This window comes from Agromyces binzhouensis (assembly GCF_004135055.1).
Classification (GTDB): domain Bacteria; phylum Actinomycetota; class Actinomycetes; order Actinomycetales; family Microbacteriaceae; genus Agromyces; species Agromyces binzhouensis.
Genome location: NZ_SDPL01000256.1, coordinates 1 through 4487 on the forward strand (window position 1 = coordinate 1; position 4487 = coordinate 4487).

Sequence of the window (4487 nt, forward strand, 5' to 3'; positions counted from 1 at the left end):
GAGGGTGCGGGCGCCGGCGGAACCACCGGCAGGGTCGCCGCGATCGGCGCCGCCGTGGCCGGCGGCTCGACCGATCCGGTCTCCACCTCGGCGATGCGCCGGTGGACCGACGACACCACGACCGAGCCCTCGCCCACCGCCGAGGCGACGCGCTTGACCGAACCGCGACGAGCGTCGCCGACGGCGAACACGCCGGGCACGCTCGTCTCGTGCGGGAACGGCTCGCGCTCGAGGGGCCAGTTCGCCCGCTCCCCCTCGGCGACGACCTCCGGCCCCGTGAGGACGTATCCCCAGCGGTCGCGCAGGATCTCGGGCGGCAGCCACTCCGTGCGCGGCGCCGCGCCGATCAGCACGAAGAGCCCGCCGCACTCCACGTCGCGCTCCTCCCCCGTGTCGCGATCCCGCACGCGGATGTGCTCCAGCACGCCGTCGCCGCCTCCGCCGACGACCTCGGCGCGCGTGCGCACGGCGACGCCCTGCGCGACGAGCTGGTCGATCAGGTACTGCGACATGCTGGCGGCCAGCCCCGTGCCGCGCACGAGGACCGTGACGGATGCCGCGTAGCGAGCCAGGTGCAGCGCCGCCTGCCCTGCCGAGTTGCCGCCGCCGATGATCGTGACGTGCCGCCCCGCCATGCCCTGCGCCTCGATCGCCGAGGCCCCGTAGTACACGCCGGCACCCTCGAACGGCGTCAGCTCGTCGACGTCGAGACGTCGGTACGACACCCCGGTCGCGAGCACGATCGACGAGCAGCGGATGCAGTCCTCGGGTGCGACGCGCACGCGGAACCCGTCGCCGTCGCGCTCGATGCCGACCGCCTCGCGCGCGTGCGCGAAGCGCGCGCCGAACACCCACGCCTGCTGGTACGCCCGCTGTGCGAGCTCCGAACCCGAGATGCCGCGCGAGAAGCCGAGGTAGTTGCGGATCAGCGAGCTCGAGCCGGCCTGTCCGCCGATCGACTCCCGCTCGACGACGAGGACGTCCAGGCCCTCGGATGCCGCATAGACCGCCGCCGCGAGCCCTCCGGGTCCGGCGCCGACCACGACGACGTCGGCCTCCCCGTCGAGGGTCGTGGTGAGCCCGTAGGCGGCCGCCAGCTCGGCGTTGCCCGGGTCGCGCAGCATCCGGCCGTCCAGCAGCAGCACGACGGGGACGTCGGGCACCTCGCCCTCGACGCCGACCGCCGCCAGCCGTTCGCGCGCGGCATCCGATCCGGGCTCGAGCCACTCGTGCGGGATGCCGCCCCGGGCGAGGAGGCTCCGGAGTTCGTGCGTGCGCGGCAGGCCGGCCTTCCCGATCACCGCGACCTCCCTGGGCCGCAGGCCGATCGAGCGCTCCCATTCGAGGAGGAACTCGGTGATCGTGCGGTGGAAGTACTCGTCGGGCGAGTGCCACGGGCGGATCACGTAGTACTCCAGCTCGGCGGCGGCCATGAGCGAGAGGATCTCCTCGCGCACGGCGGCGTCGCCCCACTGCCCCCACTCGATGAGGCGTCCGCGGCGGACGTCGGGGAATCGGCGTCGAGCGTGCGAGAAGACGGTCCGCCCGTCGAGGTCGCCCGCGCGGTCGGCGAGGATGAGCGCGAGCAGGCCGCCCTCGTCGGCGAGTGCGTCGATGCGTTCGGCGGCCTCCTGCTCATCGTGCGCGGCCGCGACGTCGTAGTCGTTGCGGTAGCGGCGCTCGAGTTCGGTGACCACGGAGGTGCGCGCGCCGACGTCCCGTGCGACCACGAGGATGACCGGTCGTGCGCTCGTCATGCCAACTCCTCCTGTCGACACGCCGGGACCACCCATTCGGGTCGTCGACCGGGTACCGCCGACGCCCGCAGTGTACCCGGGCGCCGCGGCCCACGACAGGGCCGTGCGACCATCGGCGTGGCGTGCGGAAGCGTACGACGGCGGATGCGTCCCCGATCAGCGCGCCGCGGACTCCTCGTCGACCTCGTCCTCGTCCTCGTCGAGGTCGCGCGGCGTGAGGTAGGGGTCGGCGTCGCCCGCGTACTGCGCGCCGGCCGCGAGCGCCGAGGTCTCGGCATCGCGCTCGCGCGCCTCGCGGAGCAGCTCCTCGATGTGCTGTGCGTTCTCAGGGATCGCGTCCGCGATGAACTCGAGCGTCGGAGTCAGTCGGGCCGTGATGTTGCGCCCCACCTCGGTGCGGAGCATGCCGGTGGCGGCCTTCAGCGCGAGCGCCGAGTCGCGGCGCTCCTCGTCGGTGCCGTACACGGTGTAGAAGATGCTGGCGTGCTGGAGGTCGCCCGTGACGCGGACGTCGGTGATCGTGACGAACCCGAGGCGCGGGTCGCGGAGACCCTTGTCGAGGCGACGCGCCACGATCTCCTTGATGCGGTCGGCCAGCTTCCTGGCCCGCTGCGGATCGGCCATGATGGCCTGCCTTTCCGTTCCGCTCCGGATGCCGCGGCTGCGGCGTCGCCCGGTGCGGTCCCTTCGGTTCTGGTGGAGGGGTCGGGGCCCCGCTCATCGCGTCGACGAACGGGGCCCCGCACCGAGGGCCTAGGCCCGCGGCTTCTCGCGCATCTCGATGGTCTCGATCTCGTCGCCGACCTGGATGTCGTTGTACTTGCCGAGGCCGATGCCCGCCTCGAAGTCCGTGCGGACCTCGGTGACGTCGTCCTTGAACCGGCGGAGCGACTCGATCGCGAGGTTGTCGCCGACCACGACGCCGTCGCGGATGACGCGTGCCTTGGCGTTTCGCGTGATCGTTCCCGACCGCACGATGACACCGGCGATGTTGCCGAACTTCGAGGAGCGGAACACCTCGCGGATCTCGGCGACACCCGACTGCACCTCTTCGAACTCGGGCTTGAGCATGCCCTTGAGCGAGTTCTCGATGTCGTCGATCGCGTTGTAGATGACGTTGTAGAAGCGCACGTCGACACCCTCGCGGGCGGCGCGCTCGCGCGCCTTCACGTCGGGGCGGACGTTGAACCCGATGACGATCGCGTTGTCGATCGTCGCCAGGTCGATGTCGCTCTCGGTGACGGCACCCACGCCGCGGTGGAGGATGCGCAGCTGGACCGAGTCGTCGACCTCGATCTTCATCAGCGACTCCTCGAGCGCCTCGACGGCACCCGACACGTCGCCCTTGATGATGAGGTTGAGCGCCTCGACCTTGCCCTCCTCGAGGGCACGCGTGAAGTCCTCGAGCGAGATGCGCTTGCGGGCCTTGGCCAGCTGCGCGTTGCGCTCCGCGGCCTCGCGCTTCTCGGCGATCTGGCGGGCCGTGCGGTCCTCCTCGGTGACGAGGAAGGTGTCGCCGGCGCGCGGGACGCTCGAGAGGCCCTGGACCTGGACCGGACGCGACGGGGTCGCCGCGGCGACCGCGTCGCCGTTCTCGTCCGTCATCGCGCGGACTCGACCGTAGGCCGTGCCCGCGACGATCGCGTCGCCGACCTTCAGCGTGCCCGACTGGATGAGCACGGTCGCCACGGCGCCGCGCCCCTTGTCGAGCTTGGCCTCGATCGCGACGCCGCGAGCGTCCTTGTCGGGGTTGGCGCGCAGGTCGAGACCGGCGTCGGCGGTGAGGAGCACCGCGTCGAGCAGGTCCTGGATGCCGATGTCGTTCTTCGCCGACACGTCGACGAACAGCACGTCGCCGCCGTACTCCTCGGCCACGAGGCCGAACTCGGTGAGCTGCTGGCGCACCTTGGCGGGGTTGGCGTCGGGCTTGTCGATCTTGTTCACCGCGACCACGACCGGCACGTTGGCCGACTGGGCGTGGTTCAGCGCCTCGATCGTCTGCGGCATGATGCCGTCGTCGGCCGCGACCACGAGGATCGCGATGTCGGTCACCTGCGCACCACGGGCACGCATGGCGGTGAACGCCTCGTGACCCGGGGTGTCGATGAAGGTGATCGCGCGGTCGATCCCGTCGTGCTCGGTGTGCACCTGGTACGCACCGATGTGCTGGGTGATGCCGCCGGCCTCGCCCGCGACGACGTTCGCGTTGCGGATGGCGTCGAGCAGTCGCGTCTTACCGTGGTCGACGTGGCCCATGACGGTGACCACCGGAGGACGCTGCTGGAGGTCCTCGTCGGTCTCGTCCTCGAGCTCCTGGTCGAGGTCGATGTCGAAGCCCTCGAGCAGCTCGCGGTCCTCGTCCTCGGGCGAGACGACCTGGATCTTGTAGCCGAGCTCGGCGCCGAGCACCTCGAAGGTGGCCTCGTCGAGCGACTCCGTCGCGGTCGCCATCTCACCGAGGTGGAACAGCACCGTGACGAGCGAACCGGGGTTCGCGTCGATCTTGTCGGCGAAGTCGGAGATCGAGGCGCCGCGGCGCAGGCGGATGACGGTGTTGCCGTCGCCGCGCGGGACGCTCACGCCGCCGAGCGACGGGGCCTCCCGCATCTCGAATTCCTGCCGCTTCGTCCGCTTGGACTTGCGGGCCTTGCTCTTGCCGCCGCCGCGACCGAAGGCACCCGCGGTGCCGCCGCCGGGGCCGCGACCGCGACCGCCGCCACCACCGGGGCG

At 71.7% G+C, this 4487-nt stretch carries 3 protein-coding genes; all 3 read right to left on the minus strand.

Annotation, left to right across the window (positions count from 1 at the left end):
- Window positions 1-1757 (minus strand): NAD(P)/FAD-dependent oxidoreductase (locus ESO86_RS20075; RefSeq protein ID WP_165307736.1); only part of this gene is annotated, 1757 nt, incomplete at its 3' end.
- A gap of 156 nt (window positions 1758-1913) precedes the next feature.
- On the minus strand, window positions 1914-2381 hold the full coding sequence (rbfA, locus tag ESO86_RS12000) for a 30S ribosome-binding factor RbfA (RefSeq protein WP_129235241.1): 468 nt from the start codon (window positions 2379-2381) through the stop codon (window positions 1914-1916).
- 129 nt (window positions 2382-2510) lie between these two features.
- The coding region (infB, locus tag ESO86_RS12005) for a translation initiation factor IF-2 (RefSeq protein ID WP_129235242.1) at window positions 2511-4487 on the minus strand (1977 nt) is incomplete at its 5' end.

What these genes read in the sequence shown, in the direction of transcription:
- rbfA (WP_129235241.1), bottom strand. Translation starts at nt 2,381, where the DNA reads ATGGCCGATCCGCAGCGGGCCAGGAAGCTGGCCGACCGCATCAAGGAG.